The organism is Pseudomonas sp. ACN8, assembly GCF_002303925.1.
Classification (GTDB): Bacteria; Pseudomonadota; Gammaproteobacteria; order Pseudomonadales; family Pseudomonadaceae; genus Aquipseudomonas.
In genome coordinates this window covers 1-17,179 of record NZ_MRCS01000059.1, presented here as the reverse complement: position 1 = coordinate 17,179, position 17,179 = coordinate 1, and the positions used below count along the sequence as shown (strand labels likewise).

The window sequence follows — 17,179 nt, the reverse complement described above, 5'->3', positions numbered from 1 at the left end:
CATCATCACCCGCTACGAAGGTTTCGATGCCCGCCACCCCCTCTGATCGGCTAAGGAATAGTCCCGATGCGTATCAAGACACTGCCGGCCCGTGCCACGGCGTTCTACCCGAACGCCACAGCGCAGACCGCCGGGATCAGCCAATGACGGCCATTTTTCGGCCGCGTCCGACGTTGATCTTTCTAACGCTGTTGTTGGTCCTGGTGTTCTGGCTGTCCCTGGCCCTCGGGCCGGTCAGCCTGCCGCTGGGCGATACCTTGCTGGGCGGGATGCGCCTGCTCGGGTTGCCACTTGACGGTGGCAACACGCAGCAGGCGGAGCTGATCCTCGGGCAGATCCGCTTGCCGCGCAGTCTGCTCGGTATCGCCGTCGGTTCGGTACTGGCGTTGTCCGGCGTGGCGATGCAGGGGTTGTTCCGAAATCCCTTGGCTGATCCGGGTCTGGTCGGCGTCTCGGGTGGTGCCGCGCTCGGTGCCGCCCTGGCCATCGTCGGCGGCAGCCTGCTCGGTGGCTTGCCGCCGGCGATCGAACCTTATCTGCTGTCGGTCAGCGCCTTCGCCGGTGGCTTGATCGTCACGGCAGTGGTGTATCGATTTGGTCGTCGCAACGGGCAAACCGACGTGGCCACCATGCTCTTGGCGGGTGTGGCGATGACGGCGATGGCCGGTGCCGGGGTCGGTTTGTTCACCTACCTGGCCGATGATGCGACCTTGCGCACCCTGACGTTCTGGAACCTGGGCAGCCTCAACGGTGCCAGTTACCCGCGCTTGTGGCCGTTGCTGATCGTCACCCTGGGCGTGGCATTGTGGTTGCCCCGTCGGGCGGCGGCGCTCAATGCAATGCTGCTGGGTGAATCGGAAGCGCGTCACCTGGGCTTCGACATCGAGCGGATCAAGCTTGAGCTGGTGTTGTGCACGGCGCTCGGCGTCGGCGCGGCCGTCGCGGCGGCCGGCCTGATCGGCTTTATCGGTCTGGTGGTGCCGCATCTGATGCGCCTGCTCGTCGGCCCGGATCACCGGGTGTTGCTGCCCGCGTCGTTGCTGGCCGGTGCCAGCCTGCTGTTGCTGGCCGATCTGGCGGCGCGTTTGTTGTTGGCGCCGGCCGAATTGCCAATCGGCATCGTGACTGCACTGATCGGCGCTCCGTTCTTTCTATATCTGTTGGTACGAGGGCGTTCCTGATGCTGCGGGCAAACAACCTGCTGGTACGTCGTGGCAACCGCACGGTCCTGGCGAACATCGATATCGAGTTACGCCCCGGTGAAGTGCTGGGTGTGCTGGGGCCCAATGGCGCCGGCAAAAGCACCCTGCTCTGCGCTTTATGCGGCGAACTGGCAACCAGCGAAGGCAGGGTCAGCCTCGACGAGCGTCCACTCGCCGACTGGCCGGGTCAGGAGCGGGCCAAACGCCTGGCGGTGCTGCCGCAGAGTTCGAGCCTGAACTTTGCGTTTTCGGTCAATGAAGTCGTCGGCATGGGTCGTTTGCCCCACACCAGCGGTCGGGTGCGCGACGCCGAAATCGTCGCCGAGGCGCTCAAAGCCGCCGACGCCCTTCATCTTGCCGGACGCAGCTACCTGGCCCTCTCCGGCGGTGAACGCCAGCGCGTGCATCTGGCGCGGGTGCTGGCTCAGCTCTGGCCAGGTGCGGCAGGGCAAACCCTGCTGCTCGATGAACCGACGTCAATGCTCGATCCGCTGCACCAGCACACCATTTTGCAAGCCGTGCGTGACTTCGCCGAACGCGGCGCCGCGGTGCTGGTGATCCTGCACGACCTCAATCTGGCCGCACGTTACTGCGATCAACTGCTGTTGTTGCAACAGGGCCTGCCCCACGCCTACGGTCCACCGGCCGAGGTGCTGACCGCCGAAGCGCTGGCAGCGGTCTATGGGTTGGAGGTACTGATTCACCAGCATCCGGAACGCGGCCACCCATTGATCATCGCGCGCTGATACCGCCCCCTCCTCTGTCATCGAGGGGGGGCAACTATCCAATAAGGAAAACCGATGCGCTTTCTGTTGCTCTGTGCATTCAGCCTGTTGGCGGCCTGCCAAACCCATCAAGTCACACCACCGCCGGCGCCGATCGCCCCGCAAGGCCGTGATCACACCGACCTCGGAGTCATCCGTGAACTCGCCACGGGCCGTACGCTGACGCCGCAAGCACTGGTCGAACGCCTGGCCGCTGCCCCACGTGTTCTGGTCGGTGAACAACACGACAACCCGGACCACCACGCCCTGCAATTGTGGCTGCTGCGCGAACTGGCGGCCCAACGGGCCCAGGGCAGCCTGTTGCTGGAGATGCTCAATCCCGATCAACAGGCCAGGGTCGATGCCGCGCAGGCCGCAACCCGCGCAGACCAGCCACCGGCCGATGCGTTCAAGGCACTGGTCTGGCAGGCCAATTGGGACTGGAGCGTCTATGGCGCACTTGTCACCTACGCGCTGCGGCAACCGTATCCGCTGCTGGCGGCGAACCTGGACCGCGCGCAGATCATGCAGATTTACAAACAGCGCCCGGTACTCACGGGGCAAGCGTCCACCACCCAACAGGTGCAGGCGACGTTGCTGGACGACATTCGCGAATCCCATTGCGGCTTGCTGCCCGAAGCGCAGATGCCCGCCATGCTCGCCGTGCAGCAACAGCGTGACCGGCGCATGGCCGAACGCCTGATGGCTGCGCCGACGCCTGCGTTGCTGCTGGCCGGTACCTTCCACGTGCGCAAGGATCTCGGGGTCCCGCTGCACCTGAAGGACTTGGGTGCCGGTGAAGGGAATGCGGTGCTGATCCTGGCCGAAGCGGGCAAGTCCGTGACCGCCGAGAGTGCGGATTATGTCTGGTACACGGCTGCGCAACCGCAACAGGATCATTGTGCGGAGCTACGTCGCTGAACCTGTGGCGCGACACTATGTCACGCCTGTGCTCCGGTCCAATGGTCGTATCCACCCCTCCGGCACCGGCACTGTTTGTTAACATCCCCCCGATTTTTTCGTCTGTATAGTCATCACGCTGTCATTTCAGCCTGTTCAACAGGATGCTTTTTTCATGAGTACTTTGTATACCCGCCGGACTGTCCTGCAAGGCATGGGCCTGTTGAGCCTGGGCCTGCTCGCCGGTTGCGACGACAGCAGCAAGCTGTCGTTCAAGTACGGCAAAGACCTCAGCGACAAAATCATGGGGCGTAACTTCAAGCTCAAGAACGCCCAAGGCGAAACCCGGATGCTGGGCAGCTATCGCGGCCTGATGCCGATGGTGTTCTTCGGTTTCACCCAGTGCCCGGCCGTGTGCCCCACCACCCTGGCCCGTGCGGCCCAGGCCAAAAAGTTGATGGGGCGCGATGGTGAAAGGCTGCAGGTGATCTTCATCACCCTGGACCCTGAGCGCGACACTCCCGAGATGATCGATAAATACGTAAAAGCCTTCGACCCGAGTTTTGAAGCGCTGTACGGCACCCTGGAAGAAACCGCCGCCACCGCCAAGGAATTCGGCGTGTTCTTTGAGAAGGTGCCAAGCGGCGATACCTATACCCTCTCCCATACCGCGACCAGCTATGTCTTCGACTCCCGGGGCACTCTGCGCCTGGGACTGTCCACGTCCCTGACGGCCCAAGAGTGCGCAGAAGACCTGCTCACCGTGATGGAGGTTTGCTGAAATGAATGCCCCGCAGGCTAAAAACCGTTTCGCGCAACGCTGCAAGCAACTGGCGCTGGGCTTGTCCCTGATCGGTCTGGCCCTTCAGGTGTCGGCACAAACCCGGGTCGACGACGCCTGGGTCCGCGCCACCGTGGCCGGCCAGCCGTCGAGCGGCGCCTTCATGACCGTCACCGCCAGCGCCGACAGCAAGCTGCTGAGCGTGCAAACGCCGGTTGCCGGGCTGGTGCAGATTCATGAAATGAGCATGAAAGACGACGTGATGAAAATGCAGCAGGTGCAGTCCGTTGTACTGCCGGCCGGCAAGCCGGTTAGCTTCGATCCCAACGGCTATCACATCATGCTGATGAACCTCACCGGCCAGATCAAGGAAGGCGACAAGGTGCCGCTGACCCTGACCGTGGAAGACGCCAAGGGTACGAAAGAGTCGGTTCAGGTTGAAGCCGTTGCCAAGGCGATCGGCACCATGGATCACAGCGCGATGAAGCATGATCACAGCAAGATGAACTGATTGCTCCATCAGTTAAAACACAGAACCTGTGGGAGCGAGCCTGCTCGCGATGAGGCCGCCACATTCAACACCGATGTCGCCTGACACTCCGCCATCGCGAGCAGGCTCGCTCCCACAGTTTGATCTTCAGTGAATGCGAGTCCCGCGGCCGGCCACAATATTTGTGGGAGCGAGCCTTTCAGGTCTTGGCGACAACCAGTGTCGTTCGCCAAGACCTTTTCACATCAACTCAAACGAGCTTGAGCACGACGTTGATGTTGTTGCGCGTGGCTTTCGAGTACGGGCAGTACTGGTGCCCGGTGTCGACGATTTTTTGTGCGGTTTCACGGTCCAGCCCCGGCAGGCTGACATTGAGCCGCGCCTGCAGCAGGTAGCCGCCGTCATTGGTGCCCAAATCAACCTCGGCATCGACAGCTACATCCTTGGGCAGCGCCACTTTCATTTCCCTGGCCGCTACCTGCATGGCGCCGATGAAACAGGCTGACCACCCGGCAGAGAACAGTTGCTCGGGGTTAGTACCGCCACCGCCCGCACCTGGCGACGAAAGCTTCACATCAAGGATTCCGTCAGAGCTGCGGGAGGCGCCGTCGCGCCCGCCGGTGGTGTGGGTTTTGGCGGTGTACAACACTTTATCGATCTGGCTCATGGTGACCTCCTGATTGAGTTGTAAGAAACCGGTGTCGACACCCCGTCAGGTGGCCGGGGGTGGTCAATCAATATAGACGTCACAGCCCCGCGCCGCAGTCGATCCGACCGGTGCCCGCTTCTTGTTTATTTACGCGCCAGCTTGTACTTGACGCAGTCCTCATAAAAGCTCTGGCGTACTGCAGCCGGTTTGAATCGCGACGGACTGTCATAAGTTTGCTCTGTAATGCCAAGAGCCATCATGCGCATCCAGGACTTGGCGAACTTATAAACCTGGATTTTTTGGCGGGCGGCATACAAGGAAACGCCTGAAAGCTTGAGTTCCTGTGCCCTTGCAGCGGTACCCGCGCCCCAACTGCACATGTACTGTTCTTTGGCTGCCAGTTCTTTTGCTTGAGCCGAGTTGGCTATTCCCGAAACTATTAGCGGAATTAACGCGATCCATATCTTGCGCATTTCGACCTATCTAACCGACTGAAAACAAAGTAATTTTGCAGAGAACTTTGAAACTTGGGGGCCAGCATCCTGCCTTTTCTGCAAATAAATGAAAAAAGCGCGATGGGGGTCGTCAATTTCTTGCGAGATTTCAAACCTTTGCTATAGCTAAGGTTCTCTATCGCCAACTAAGTGAGGCAACGGAATGTCAGTCGCAAAGAAAATGAGTGTGGGGCAACTGACAATGTTGACGGCGGTCAACATGTTGGGCTCAGGAATTATCCTGCTACCGACGAAACTCGCGGAAGTCGGTGCGATTTCGATCCTCTCCTGGCTGATAACGGCCACCGGCTCCCTCGCTCTGGCCTATGCCTTTGCGCGATGCGGGATGCTCAGCCGCAAGACCGGCGGCATGGGCGGTTATGCCGAATACACCTTCGGTAAAGCCGGTAACTACATCACCAACTACACCTACGGTCTGTCGCTGTTGATTGCCAACGTGGCGATCAGTATTACCGCGGTCGGCTATATCCAGGTGTTGTTCGGGATAACACTCGATTCACTGCAAGTAGGCCTGGCGACCATTGCGCTGCTGTGGATCACCACCTTCGCCAACTTTGGCGGCGCGCGCATTACCGGCCGGATCGGCGCGGTCACGGTCTGGGGTGTGATTGCACCGGTGGTACTGGTATCCACGGTGGGCTGGTTCTGGTTCGACAGCAGCGTATACGCCGCTGGCTGGAACCCCCACGACAAGGGTTGGTTCGAAGCGGCAGGCGCCTCGGTGGCCATTACCCTGTGGGCCTTCCTCGGCCTGGAGTCGGCTTGCGCCAACACCGACGCGGTGGAAAACCCTGAGCGCAACGTACCGATTGCGGTGCTGGGCGGCACTCTGGGGGCGGCGGTGATCTACATCGTCTCCACCAACGTCATCTTCGGCATCGTCGGCAACGAAGAACTGGTTGCGTCCACCGCGCCGTTCGGCCTGGTGTTCGCCAAGATGTTCACCCCGATGGTCGGCGACATCGTGATGGCGGCCATGGTGCTTGCCTGCATCGGCTCGCTGCTGGGTTGGCAGTTCACCATCGCCCAGGTGTACAAAAGCTCGGCGGACACCGGTTACTTTCTGCCGATCTTTGCCAAGGGCAACAAAGCGGGAACGCCGATTGTCGGCATGCTGGTGCTGCTGGCGGCGCAGACCGCGCTGGCCCTGCTCACCATCAGCCCCGACTTGAGCAAGCAGTTCGACACCCTGGTCAACCTCGCGGTGGTCACCAACCTTGTGCCGTACATCCTGTCCATGGCCGCGCTGATGACCATGCAGAAAGTCTCCAACGTGCCGGAAGGCAAGGCACTGGCCACCAACGTCATTGCCCTGATCGCAGCGGCCTACAGCTACCTGGCGCTGTACAGTTCCGGTGAACAGGCACTGATGCTGGGCGGCGTAGCCACCATCGTTGGTTACACCCTGTTCGGCTTCGTCAACAACCGCCTGATCCGCCTCGAAGCGCTCAACAACAGCGTACCGACGCAAACCGTCAGCGCGCAGCACCTCACTGCCGAGCCAGTGCCGGTGAACAATCTGAATAAAGCCACTATGGAGGTTCGAGCATGACGGAATATAAACACTCGCTGGGCATGCTGGCGCTACTGGTCAGCAGCCCTCCGGACAAGCGAACGGTGTTTGGCCGCGCCCTGGATCAACTGGTCCACGACGTAGAGGGACGTGGCGTCAGTGTTCTGGCTTCGGAAAGTCTCATCGATGCCGCCTCGATCCTGCGCTCGGACCCGGCCATTCAATGCGTACTCATCCGCTGGGAAATGGACACCAGCGAAGGGCACGCCGACTGCACCAAATTGCTGGTCAAGCTGCGCGAGCGCAACACCCGGGTGCCGGTGTTCCTGATCAGCGACCGCACCACCGCGTCGAGCATTCCATTGCTGGTCATGCAACACGCCGACGACTTCATCTGGCTGCCCGAGGACACCTCCCGTTTCCTCAGCGGGCGCATCCTGGCGGCCATCGAGCGCTATCGCCAGGCCGCCCTGCCGCCGATGTTCGGCGCGCTGGTGAAGTTTGCCCGCAACTATGAATACTCGTGGCACACCCCCGGCCATGCCGGCGGCACCGCATTCCTCAAGAGCACCGCAGGTCGGGCCTTCTACGAGTTCTTCGGCGAGAACCTGCTGCGTTCCGACCTGTCGATCTCGGTTGGCGAACTGGGCTCCCTGCTCGATCACAGTGGTCCCATCGGCCAGGGCGAGCGCTACGCCGCCAAGGTCTTCGGCGCCCATCGCACGTACTACGTGACCAACGGCTCGTCGATGTCCAACCGTGTCATCCTCATGGCCAGCGTCACGCGCAACCAGATCGCCCTCTGCGACCGCAATTGCCACAAGTCCGCCGAACACGCGATGACCCTGTCCGGGGCGATTCCGACCTACCTGGTGCCGACCCGCAACCGCTACGGCATCATCGGCCCGATCCTGCCGCAGACCCTGAGCGCCGAAGGCGTGAAAGCCGCCATCGCCGACAACCCGCTGGTCAAGCCAGGCATCGACCCGACGCCGGTGCACGCCATTGTCACCAACTCCACCTACGACGGCCTGACCTACAACGTTACCCGCGTCGAAGAGCTGCTGGGCGAAAGCGTGGACCGTCTGCACTTCGACGAAGCCTGGTACGGTTATGCGCGTTTCAACCCGCTGTACAGCGGACGCCATGCCATGCACGGCGACCCGGCCGATCACGACAAGTCCAAGCCGACCGTGTTCGCCACCCAGTCGACCCACAAGTTGCTGGCCGCCCTGTCCCAGGCTTCGATGATCCATGTGCGTAACGGGCGTAACCCGATCGAACATGCGCGCTTCAACGAGTCGTACATGATGCACGCCTCGACCTCGCCGAACTACGCGATCATGGCGTCCTGCGACGTCAGTTCGGCGATGATGGAAGCACCGAGCGGGCAGATCCTCACCAACGAGTCGATTGAAGAAGCGATCAGCTTCCGCCAGGTTCTCTCGCGCATGCACAACGAGATGCTGAGCAAGGATGACTGGTTCTTCACCTGCTGGCAGCCGCCGACCGTACAGGTTGGCGCAGCGACCGTGCCGTTCCATGAGGTCGACCCGGCCACGCTGAAAACCGACCCGAACTGCTGGGTCCTGCACCCGAACGCGGTCTGGCACGGCTTCGGCGACATCGAAGACGGTTACTGCATGCTCGACCCGATCAAGGTTTCGGTACTTGCCCCGGGCATGGGCGACGACGGCAGCCTGCTCGCCTCCGGTATTCCCGCTTGCGTGGTCACGGCGTACCTGGGTCGTCAGGGTATCGTGGTCGAGAAAACCACCGACTTCACCATCCTGTTCCTGTTCTCCATCGGCATCACCAAAGGCAAGTGGGGCACGCTGCTCAACGCCCTGCTCGACTTCAAGCGTGACTACGACGACAACGCCGAGCTCGAGCTGTGCCTGCCCGATCTGTACAACGCCAACCAGCATCGCTATGCCGGCATGGGCCTTAAGGATCTGGCCGACGAAATCTTCGCCGCCATGAAGAAACACAAGACCACCGCCAACATGTCCCAGGCCTTCGGCACCCTGCCAAAAGCCGAGTTCAGCCCGGTGGAGGCCTACGAAAAACTGGTGCGCAACGACATCGAGCTGGTGACGCTCAACGAAGCCGCCGGGCGTCTTGCCGCGACCGGTATCGTGCCGTATCCACCCGGCATCCCGCTGCTCATGCCGGGTGAGAACGCAGGTCCGGCGGACGGTCCGTTGCTGGCGTATCTCAAGGCACTGGAAGCCTTCGACAAATCCTTCCCCGGCTTCACCCATGACACCCACGGGATCGAAGTCGAAGACGGCGTTTATCGGATGCTGGTACTGAAATAAGTCACGCTGGTTCACCGCAACACCTGTGGGAGCGAGCCTGCTCGCGATAGCGTTTTTGCAGTCAACATTGCTGTTGCCTGACACGACGCCATCGCGAGCAAGCTCGCTCCCACATTGCTTTGCATCCCCCCAAAAATCCCTATGGGCAAACTCGATCACAGCGCTCTATGATTGATCCCCATGACCACCACCGCTGCGATCCGCTCACCCTGCCCGCCCGGCGCCTGCGACTGCGGGCGTGACCCGTTGCTGGAAACTCCAGGGGCGGACCTGCGCATTCTGTTTCTGACCCGCAACGAAGAAAAACGCCTGATCGAACGGCTGGAGAACCTGCAGAGCCTGAGCGATCTGGAGCACCTGCAACGGCGCATGCTCGAACAGTTGGGTATCCGCGTGAACATCGCTCCCGGTTTCAACGAAGTGCGCACCATGCGCGGCATCGGCATCCAGATCAGCGAACTGCCCGGGCTGTGCCGCAAGACCCGCGCCAGCATCCCGGCCGCCATCCGCCGAGCCATGGAGAAGCGCCCGGAAATCGCCTACGAACTGCTCAATGCCAACGACCTGTTGCGTGACGCCTGATGAAACCTCTACTCGAATTCCCCCTCACCGACGAGATTCTCACCTCGTTCGCCCTGGCCATCGGTGCCGACCTCCAGGGCTACCGCAATCACATTTACCGGGTGCTGAATTTCCATTGCGCCCTGCGCGGTGCCGAAGGCTTGCCCCCGGACGCCGTACAGATCGCGGTGGCGTTTCATGACCTGGGTATCTGGACCGATGACACCCTCGACTACCTGCCGCCGTCCATTGCCCTGGCCACCGAGTACCTGGACAACCAGCAACGTCCGGAACTGAAGGATGAAGTCAGCGCATTGATACTTGAACATCACAAACTGCGCCGGTATCGCGGCGCCTACGCCGACAATGTCGAACCCTTCCGCCAGGCCGATCTGGTGGATGTGTCCCTGGGTCTGGTGAGTTTCGGCTTGCCCCGCAGCTTCATCAAAACCGTGCAGGCGACCTTTCCCGATCACGGTTTTCACTCGATGCTGATGAAGCTTTCAGCCCGGCAGCTCATCCGCTCTCCGCTACGGCCGCTGCCCATGTTTCGCTGGTAACACAAGCGTCTGCCTTCCCCACCGATGGCGCCATTGTCGCAACGCCATTTCGCAACAAAGTGCCTGAAACACTCACTTTCTGACTATTCATTACTGGATATTTCACAATTCAAACCTACGCTCTTCGCGGGGGTCACGAATTTCAACGATGGTTGGGGGCTCGTCTCGATGTACTCACGCTAGTACGCAGGAGCTCGACATGAACCGGAAAACCTTATCCACGATGTTTGCGATACCCCTTTTGCTGTCTGCAAAGGCGCTTCCCGGCCAGACCCTGGCGGCCGACAAAGCCCCCAACATCCTGGTGATCATGGGCGACGATATCGGCTGGTCGAATATCGGCGTCTACAACCAGGGCATGATGGCCGGCAGAACCCCCAACCTCGACCAGCTGGCAAATGAAGGCATGCGTTTCACCGATTACTACGCCGAAGCCAGCTGCACCGCCGGACGCGCCAATTTCATCACCGGCGAACTGCCGATTCGTACGGGCATGACCACCGTCGGCCAGGCCGGCTCGCCCGTGGGGATTCCCGCCGAAGCCGTCACCATCGCAACCGCACTCAAGGCCATGGGATATGCCACCGGCCAGTTCGGCAAGAACCACTTGGGCGACCTCAACCAGTTCCTGCCCACCGTCCATGGTTTCGATGAATTCTTCGGCTACCTCTATCACCTCGACGCCATGGAAGATCCGGCACACCCCAATTATCCGCAGGAACTGCTCGCGACCGTGGGCCCACGCAACATGGTCCACAGCTGGGCCTCCACCACTGATGATACGACCGTGATGCCGCGCTGGGGCAAGGTCGGCAAGCAGAAAATCGAAGACGTCGGCACGCTCTATCCGGAGCGAATGAAAACCGTCGACGAGGAGATTCGCGACAAGGCGTTCTCTTTCATCGACAAGGCCAAGCAGGACAACAAACCGTTCTTCGTCTGGCTCAACCCGACCCGCATGCACATCGTCACGCACCTGTCCGACAAGTACCAGGCCATGCGCAACTCGCAAAATGGCTGGTCGGAACAGGAAGCCGGCATGGCGCAGCTCGATGACATCGTCGGCGATGTCCTGGCGAAGCTGAAGAAAGACGGCATGGACGACAACACCATCGTCATTTTCACCACCGACAATGGAGCGGAAAACTTCACCTGGCCCGATGGCGGCACAACGCCGTTCGCCATGGGCAAGGGCACGGTCATGGAAGGTGGCTTCCGGGTGCCAGCAATCATCCGCTGGCCGGGCAAAGTGCCGGCCAATCAGGTCGCCAACGGCATCATGTCCGGCATGGACTGGTTCCCGACTCTGGTCGCGGCGGCGGGCAACCCGAACATCACCGCCGAACTGCTCAAAGGCAAACAATTGGGCGACACCACCTACAAAGTTCACCTGGACGGCTATGATCAAACTCCAATGATCACCGGAAAAGGTCCGTCGAGCCGGCATGAAATCTTCTACTTTGGAGAGAGCGCCTTGGGTGCAGTGCGCATAGACGACTACAAATATCGCTTCATTGACCAACCGGGTGGCTGGTTGGGGGCTAAAGTTGATGTGGATGTACCGATCCTGACCAATCTTCGACTCGACCCGTTCGAGCGCATGGGCTGGCCGGAAAACCAGGCCGCGCAGGGTTCGCAACAGTACTTCGACTGGTTCAAGTTCCAGTTCTGGCGTTTCGTGTTCGTCCAGCAGCAGGTGGCCAAACTGGCGGAAACGGCAATCGAGTTCCCACCGATGCAAAAAGGCGCGAGCTTCAACCTCGACTCGGTTAAAGCCAAGATCGCCAAGGCTCGAGCAGAGATGGCCAAGTAACAGCCGAATCCACGGGTGGCTAGTTAAGTCCACCCGTATTCGAAATGGACAATTGCCGAGGGATTTCAATGCCAATAAAAACAACTACCCTGCCCGCCTCTGCGCTACTTGCCCTGTGCTGCCAGCAAGCCTGGGCCGGTGGCATCATGCTCTATGAAATCGGCACCGATAACGCCGGCCTGGCCAACGCCGGTGCCGCCGCCCGTGCCCAAGGCCCCTCGACTATCGCCAGCAACCCCGCAGGCATGAGCTATCTACCGGGGACGCAAATCACCGCCGGTTTGCAGGTTCTGTATGGCGACCTGAGCTTCGACCGCGACTCCGGCACCAACACCCCGGGCAGCGGCAGTGGCAACGCCCTCGATCCGATTCCCGGTGGCAGCTTCTTCATCAGCCATGAACTGGACGAGCACTGGAGCGTCGGGTTCGGCCAGTACGGTGACTTCGGCCTGGCGCTCAATTACGACAACGACTGGTCTGGCCGCTACTTCGTGCAGAACGACAGCCTGCTCGGCTTGTCGCTGGTGCCCAGTGTGGCGTATCGCTTCAACGAGCAGTGGTCGGTCGGGCTTGGCATCAAGGCCATGTACGGAATGTTGAAGGCCGACACCGCCATCGACCGCTCCCCTTTCGGCTTCACTGATCGCTCTGACGGCCAATTCAAGTACCGGGACAACGACTGGGGCTTTGGCGCCAACGTCGGCGTGATCTACGCCCCGCAACCCGGCACGCGTATCGGCCTGACCTACACCAGCCAGGTCGACCTGGACTTCGAAGACAAGCTCGACGTCAAGGGCGATGGTCGACTGCTCGAGCGCGTCAACAACACCAACACCGAACTCGACACCAAGGTGCCGCAAACCGTCACCCTGAGCCTGTTCCAGCAACTGGACCGGCAATGGGCGCTGCTGGCCTCGGCCAACTGGCAGGACTGGTCGGAGTTCGGCGACATCGGCGTAGAAGTCGACACCACCGCGTTTGGAGCGCAATCGAAAACGATCGACGCCGGTTTCAAGGACACCTGGCACCTCTCCCTTGGCGCGCAATACCAGGCCACCGAGCAGTGGTTGTGGAACTTCGGCGTGGCCTACGACAGCAGTGCCGTCTCGGACAGCAACCGTAGCGTGATCCTGCCGATGAACGAATCCTGGCGCATTGCCACAGGCGCCACCTATGCTCTGAACCAGGACACCGATGTCAACGTCAGCTGGGCCATGGTCTGGCTCGGCGACATGCCGGTGGACCAGGCCAAATCCGTGTCAGGCAATCGAGTTTCCGGTCAATTCGACAATGCCTGGATTCAAGCCTTGAGCGGGAACATGACCTGGCGATTTTGATGACTTGTAAACAAAAGAACGACGATTTCTTCCAAGGAGTAAACACCACTATGAATCTGTCCCGAAAACTGCTCGTCGGCGCCACGCTGGCCAGTCTGCTGCTTGGCGGTTGCACCTCGAAAGTGACGGAGAAGGAGCAATACTCAGGCTTCCTGTCCAACTACAACAACCTGCAGGAAGTCGAAACGCCGAGCGGCGGTACCGCGATGCGTTGGGTCAGCCCTTCGTGGAACCCGAATGCCTATGACACCGTGGTGTTCAACAAACTGGAGCTCTACCCGGCGCCAAAACCCGATGAACGGGTCAACCAGCAGACCCTGGCCGACATTCAGAACTACATGACCAGCAAGGCCAAGGCCTCCCTGGGTCAGAAGTATCGCGTAGTACCCACTTCCTCATCCGCTCCGGCGGGTTCGCGCCCTCTGATCATGCGTGCGGCGATCACCGGGGTGAACGCCGAGAACGAAGGCATGAAGTGGTATGAAGTGGTTCCCATCGCGGCCGTAGTCGGGGCAACCCAGGCTGCCACCGGTCACCGTGACCAGAACACCACCCTGTTCATCGAAGCCGAGTTCGTTGACGCCAAGAGCAACCAGACCGTAGCCAAAGTGGTGCGCAAGGTGTTCGGCACCGAACTGAAAAACGAAAGCCAGCAGATTACCGCCAAGGACTTCAAGGCGGCGATCGACAAACTGGGTACCGACTTCCAGGCGTTCCTCAAGTAACACACTCTTGTGGCGAGGGAGCTTGCTCTCTCGCCACACGCCCCTTCCAGTCACTTCTTCATCCCCACCCGCCGCCGCATCTGGGCAGTAATCGTTTGCCGGATTTTGGGCATGTCCGCCCAGGGTCCATCCCCGACTTGCGCCAGACGTTCATGCACGTTGTGCAGGTTCCATTGATTGGCGCCCTTGAGTTCGGCCACCTCTTCGCGCCAGATCGGCATCGACACCGGTAACCCCTCGCGGGTACGTACGGCGTAGGCACAAATGGTGGTCGCCCCCAGACCATTGCGCAGGTAATCGATGAAAATCCGTCCGACCCGGTTCTTCGGACCCGACACCGCCGAAAATCGTTCGGGCAACAACTTGGCCATATGGCTGACAATGGCGTGGCTGAAGTCCTTGACCTCATCCCAACCGAGCTTGCGGGTCAACGGCACCACCACATGAATGCCCTTGCCGCCGCTGGTTTTCAGAAACGCCTTGAGCCCCAGTTCATCCAGCACCGACAGCGTCAGCTGCGTGGCCTCGACCATGCGTTTCCATGGCAGCGCCGGGTCCGGGTCAAGGTCGAGGACAAAACGGTCCGGCTTGTCGAGTTTGTCAGACGTCGCATTCCAGGCATGCAGTTCCACGGTACTCATCTGTACCGCGCCAACCAGCGCCTCGACGTTGTTGATGAGCATCATCGGCTGGCCGGTGAGTTGTTTGTCCAGGGTGGTGATGCCGGGGATCGCCAGGTGCTCGGCATTCTTCTGGAAGAACAACTCGCCGGCGATGCCGTCCGGGGCACGTACCAGCGCCACCGGACGATCCTTGAGTTCGGGCAGGATCCACTCGGCGACACTGGCGTAGTACTGCGCCAGTTGCAGTTTGGTGGTGCCGCCGCCGGGGTCGATCACCCGGTCCGGGTGAGTGATGCGTACCTTGCCCTGCTCCAGCCCGATTTGTGAGGGGGCGGGCGCGGTTTGCTTTTGCGTGGCAGCGGGCCTTGCCGTGCCGGTTTTTTTCGCAGTGGAGGTTTTCACGGTTTTCGCGCGCTCCTGGGTGATGGCTCGGGCCGGTTTGTCATTGCGCAGGCCATGGAACACGGCATGGCGCACCGAGCCGTCCCTGGTCATTTCAGCGAAGGCCACTTCCGCCAACAGCTTGGGTTGGAGCCAGTGCACATCCCTGGCCAGCGAACCGCCAGGTGGATTGACCACCGGCGGCTTTTTCACTTGCAACGGCTTGAGCTGTTCATGGAGGCTGCGCAGCGTTGCCTCGTTGAACCCGGTGCCGACCTTGCCGGCGTAGCGCAACTGGCCGCCATCGCGGTCATGCAGCCCCAGCAGCAACGCCCCGAAGGCTTGGCGCGAGCCCTTCGGCTCGGTGAAACCAACAATGACGAATTCCTGCCGGTTCTGGCATTTGAGTTTGATCCAGTCGCTGCTGCGCCGAGAGACATAGGGCGACCCCAGGCGCTTGCCGATCAACCCCTCCATGTGCATCTGGCAGGCGGAGTCGAGCAAGGCGCGGGGCTCCTCGTCAAACGACTCGGAGAAGCGCAGCAACGGCTCAGCACTGGCCTTGAGCACGGTCGCCAGCGCGGCCCGACGTTCTTCGACCGGCACCTCGCGCAGGTCCACGCCATTGAGGTATGGCAAATCGAACAGGTAGTAGAGAATGTCGTCACCGTGCCCCTCTTCGAAGGCGTTTTGCAGCGCCTGAAAGTCCGGTACACCCTGTTCGTCCGTTACCACCATCTCACCGTCGAGCCACGCCGACTCCAGGCCCAGCGCGGCCAGGGCCCGGGCTTGCCCTGACAGTTTGTGGGTCCAGTCGTGGCCATTGCGGGTGATCAGCTTCACTGCGCCGTGGTCGATGCGGGCCATGATCCGGTAGCCATCGAACTTGATTTCGTAGCTCCACGGGCCATCCGGAACTTTTTCCACCAGCGTTGCCAGCTCCGGCTTGAGCAGGGCTGGCAGCCTGGCTTTGCGCGCGCCGGTCAGGGGCGATGATTTTTTCTGGTGTGAGCTGGCTGATGGTTTGCGGGTGGGCCTGGACCTGACCGCCGTTTTTGATGGTTTGTCGACGATGCTGCGGTTGCTGAGCACGCTGTCCGGCTCGGCGCTGAGCACGTCGTAGTCACTTTGCGATCTGGCGGCGCCGTCCCGGTGCTTGATCAGAAACCATTGTTCCTGCTTGCCCGGCATGTGCGTACGCACCAGGTTCCACAGGCCGCCGAGCTTCTCCCCCTGCAACTCGAACTTGAGCCGCCCCTTGGCGTAGGCCGTCACCGGATCGTCCAGGGGAATCCAGATGCCCCGGTCCCAGACGATCACCTCGCCGGCGCCGTAATGTCCCTCGGGAATGCGGCCCTCGAACGTGGCGTACGCCAGCGGATGGTCTTCGACATGCACCGCCAGACGCTTGACCGACGGATCCAGCGACGGGCCTTTGGGCACGGCCCAGCTCTTGAGCGCACCTTCGAGCTCCAGGCGAAAATCATAATGCAGGTGAGAGGCGTCATGCTTTTGAATGCAGAACTGCAAGGCATGATCCCTGGCGGTTTTCCTGCGTGGACGCTTGTCGGCGGCAGGCTCGGAAGTCGCCGAAAAATCACGCATGCGGTTGTAGTCAACAAGGTTGCGGGGCATGGCTCACCTGCTTCGCGCCAGGACGTTGAATGCAAATGTCTTCTAATCAAGCAGAGCAGGCCTGCGGCGTAATAATTCAATCGGTGTTGAAATTGCCCGGACGGACGGGCTTGGAGCGGAGGGCGAGTTTCAGCAGGTTGACCGAATCATCGTTCTTCGCGAGCAAGCTCGATCTCACAGGGATTTTCAGCGCCCACAGGATCTGCGTTCGGCGGGGATCAAAATGTGGGACTGAGCCTGCTCGCGATGGCGGTGGGTCAGGCGCCAGGGATGTTGGCTGTGGCGGCCTCATCGCGAGCAAGCTCGCTCCCACAGGGACTTTCAGCGCCCGCAGGATCTGCGTTCGGCGGGGATCAAAATGTGGGAGTGAGCCTGCTCGCGATGGCGGTGAGTCAGGCGCCAGGGATGT

At 60.9% G+C, this 17,179-nt stretch carries 15 protein-coding genes; 12 read left to right on the top strand and 3 right to left on the bottom strand.

What is annotated here, in order from left to right; genetic code table 11:
• The first annotated feature begins 143 nt into the window (after positions 1–143).
• The 5 genes from BSF44_RS25650 (at position 144) to BSF44_RS25630 (ending at position 4,158) form a co-directional block, all read left to right on the top strand.
• Positions 144–1,181: an iron ABC transporter permease gene (locus tag BSF44_RS25650; protein ID WP_095945891.1), complete on the top strand. Its 1,038-nt coding sequence runs from the start codon at positions 144–146 to the stop codon at positions 1,179–1,181.
• Positions 1,181–1,948: a heme ABC transporter ATP-binding protein gene (locus BSF44_RS25645; protein WP_095945890.1), complete on the top strand. Its 768-nt coding sequence runs from the start codon at positions 1,181–1,183 to the stop codon at positions 1,946–1,948. The genes BSF44_RS25650 and BSF44_RS25645 overlap by 1 nt, the downstream gene beginning before the upstream one ends.
• Positions 1,949–2,002: 54 nt before the next feature.
• Positions 2,003–2,887, top strand: a complete 885-nt coding sequence (locus tag BSF44_RS25640) for a ChaN family lipoprotein (RefSeq protein WP_095945889.1) — start codon at positions 2,003–2,005, stop codon at positions 2,885–2,887.
• Positions 2,888–3,041: 154 nt separating this feature from the next.
• Complete coding sequence (locus BSF44_RS25635; protein WP_095945888.1) at positions 3,042–3,647, top strand: SCO family protein; 606 nt, start codon at positions 3,042–3,044, stop codon at positions 3,645–3,647.
• Between the two features lies 1 nt (position 3,648).
• Entirely contained in the window at positions 3,649–4,158 is a 510-nt protein-coding gene (locus tag BSF44_RS25630; RefSeq protein WP_095945887.1) for a copper chaperone PCu(A)C, read from the top strand.
• A gap of 229 nt (positions 4,159–4,387) precedes the next feature.
• On the opposite strand, the gene BSF44_RS25625 is transcribed toward BSF44_RS25630, so the two are convergent.
• Together BSF44_RS25625 and BSF44_RS25620 are read right to left on the bottom strand one after the other, a co-directional pair.
• Positions 4,388–4,804, bottom strand: a complete 417-nt coding sequence (locus BSF44_RS25625) for an organic hydroperoxide resistance protein (protein ID WP_095945886.1) — start codon at positions 4,802–4,804, stop codon at positions 4,388–4,390.
• Between the two features lie 125 nt (positions 4,805–4,929).
• Positions 4,930–5,259, bottom strand: a complete 330-nt coding sequence (locus BSF44_RS25620) for a hypothetical protein (RefSeq protein ID WP_095945885.1) — start codon at positions 5,257–5,259, stop codon at positions 4,930–4,932.
• 184 nt (positions 5,260–5,443) lie between these two features.
• Between BSF44_RS25620 and potE the strand changes: the two genes are divergently transcribed.
• The 7 genes from potE (at position 5,444) to BSF44_RS25585 (ending at position 14,131) form a co-directional block, all read left to right on the top strand.
• Positions 5,444–6,853 carry a putrescine-ornithine antiporter gene (potE, locus tag BSF44_RS25615; RefSeq protein ID WP_095945884.1) on the top strand — a complete coding sequence of 470 codons (1,410 nt, stop codon included), beginning with the start codon at positions 5,444–5,446 and terminating at the stop codon, positions 6,851–6,853.
• Positions 6,850–9,135 carry an Orn/Lys/Arg decarboxylase N-terminal domain-containing protein gene (locus BSF44_RS25610; RefSeq protein WP_095945883.1) on the top strand — a complete coding sequence of 762 codons (2,286 nt, stop codon included), beginning with the start codon at positions 6,850–6,852 and terminating at the stop codon, positions 9,133–9,135. The genes potE and BSF44_RS25610 overlap by 4 nt, the downstream gene beginning before the upstream one ends.
• 180 nt (positions 9,136–9,315) lie before the next feature.
• Entirely contained in the window at positions 9,316–9,717 is a 402-nt protein-coding gene (locus BSF44_RS25605; RefSeq protein WP_095945882.1) for a hypothetical protein, read from the top strand.
• On the top strand, positions 9,717–10,256 hold the full coding sequence (locus BSF44_RS25600; protein WP_095945881.1) for a phosphohydrolase: 540 nt from the start codon (positions 9,717–9,719) through the stop codon (positions 10,254–10,256). The genes BSF44_RS25605 and BSF44_RS25600 overlap by 1 nt, the downstream gene beginning before the upstream one ends.
• Positions 10,257–10,455: 199 nt before the next feature.
• Positions 10,456–12,069, top strand: a complete 1,614-nt coding sequence (locus BSF44_RS25595; protein ID WP_095945880.1) for an arylsulfatase — start codon at positions 10,456–10,458, stop codon at positions 12,067–12,069.
• A gap of 68 nt (positions 12,070–12,137) precedes the next feature.
• Positions 12,138–13,406, top strand: coding sequence for an OmpP1/FadL family transporter (locus BSF44_RS25590; RefSeq protein WP_095945879.1), 1,269 nt, complete (start codon positions 12,138–12,140; stop codon positions 13,404–13,406).
• 50 nt (positions 13,407–13,456) lie between these two features.
• Positions 13,457–14,131, top strand: a complete 675-nt coding sequence (locus BSF44_RS25585; protein ID WP_095945878.1) for a DUF3313 domain-containing protein — start codon at positions 13,457–13,459, stop codon at positions 14,129–14,131.
• A 50-nt stretch (positions 14,132–14,181) separates the two neighbouring features.
• On the opposite strand, the gene ligD is transcribed toward BSF44_RS25585, so the two are convergent.
• Entirely contained in the window at positions 14,182–16,770 is a 2,589-nt protein-coding gene (gene ligD, locus BSF44_RS25580; protein WP_095945877.1) for a DNA ligase D, read from the bottom strand.
• Between the last annotated feature and the right edge of the window lie 409 nt (positions 16,771–17,179).

Excerpts from the sequence above, each read along its gene's own strand:
- BSF44_RS25650 (WP_095945891.1), top strand. The coding sequence starts at position 144 with ATGACGGCCATTTTTCGGCCGCGTCCGACGTTGATCTTTCTAACGCTG.
- BSF44_RS25645 (WP_095945890.1), top strand. The coding sequence starts at position 1,181 with ATGCTGCGGGCAAACAACCTGCTGGTACGTCGTGGCAACCGCACGGTC.
- BSF44_RS25640 (WP_095945889.1), top strand. The coding sequence starts at position 2,003 with ATGCGCTTTCTGTTGCTCTGTGCATTCAGCCTGTTGGCGGCCTGCCAA.
- BSF44_RS25635 (WP_095945888.1), top strand. The coding sequence starts at position 3,042 with ATGAGTACTTTGTATACCCGCCGGACTGTCCTGCAAGGCATGGGCCTG.
- BSF44_RS25630 (WP_095945887.1), top strand. The coding sequence starts at position 3,649 with ATGAATGCCCCGCAGGCTAAAAACCGTTTCGCGCAACGCTGCAAGCAA.
- BSF44_RS25625 (WP_095945886.1), bottom strand. The coding sequence starts at position 4,804 with ATGAGCCAGATCGATAAAGTGTTGTACACCGCCAAAACCCACACCACC.
- BSF44_RS25620 (WP_095945885.1), bottom strand. The coding sequence starts at position 5,259 with ATGCGCAAGATATGGATCGCGTTAATTCCGCTAATAGTTTCGGGAATA.
- potE (WP_095945884.1), top strand. The coding sequence starts at position 5,444 with ATGTCAGTCGCAAAGAAAATGAGTGTGGGGCAACTGACAATGTTGACG.
- BSF44_RS25610 (WP_095945883.1), top strand. The coding sequence starts at position 6,850 with ATGACGGAATATAAACACTCGCTGGGCATGCTGGCGCTACTGGTCAGC.
- BSF44_RS25605 (WP_095945882.1), top strand. The coding sequence starts at position 9,316 with ATGACCACCACCGCTGCGATCCGCTCACCCTGCCCGCCCGGCGCCTGC.
- BSF44_RS25600 (WP_095945881.1), top strand. The coding sequence starts at position 9,717 with ATGAAACCTCTACTCGAATTCCCCCTCACCGACGAGATTCTCACCTCG.
- BSF44_RS25595 (WP_095945880.1), top strand. The coding sequence starts at position 10,456 with ATGAACCGGAAAACCTTATCCACGATGTTTGCGATACCCCTTTTGCTG.
- BSF44_RS25590 (WP_095945879.1), top strand. The coding sequence starts at position 12,138 with ATGCCAATAAAAACAACTACCCTGCCCGCCTCTGCGCTACTTGCCCTG.
- BSF44_RS25585 (WP_095945878.1), top strand. The coding sequence starts at position 13,457 with ATGAATCTGTCCCGAAAACTGCTCGTCGGCGCCACGCTGGCCAGTCTG.
- ligD (WP_095945877.1), bottom strand. The coding sequence starts at position 16,770 with ATGCCCCGCAACCTTGTTGACTACAACCGCATGCGTGATTTTTCGGCG.